Origin of the sequence: Bradyrhizobium sp. sGM-13 (assembly GCF_018398875.1) — a bacterium.
In the GTDB taxonomy this organism is placed as follows: Bacteria; Pseudomonadota; Alphaproteobacteria; order Rhizobiales; family Xanthobacteraceae; genus Bradyrhizobium.
In genome coordinates this window covers 1-207 of record NZ_JAGWDK010000564.1, presented here as the reverse complement: position 1 = coordinate 207, position 207 = coordinate 1, and the positions used below count along the sequence as shown (strand labels likewise).

Below are 207 nucleotides of genomic sequence, written 5' to 3'. Positions count from 1 at the left end.
GCGGCGGGAAGCGTCCAGCCGAGCGGGCCGGCCTGCCCCGCATTGATCCAGTTGCGCGGACTGTAAACACCGAGGAATTGCGCGCCGGCGATCTGCGACAGCCCGATCACGCTGACATAGCAGGTTTCGCGTCCGAAGGCCCTGCTCATCTCCTCATAGACGCGCTGCGGCTTGATCGGGATGTCGTCGAAATGGCTCTTGCGCAGC

General features: G+C 64.7%; 1 protein-coding gene. It reads right to left on the bottom strand.

Annotation, left to right across the window (positions count from 1 at the left end; genetic code table 11):
- On the bottom strand, positions 1-207 hold a 207-nt coding region (locus KJQ96_RS39980; RefSeq protein ID WP_375293282.1), incomplete at both ends, for a thiamine pyrophosphate-dependent enzyme.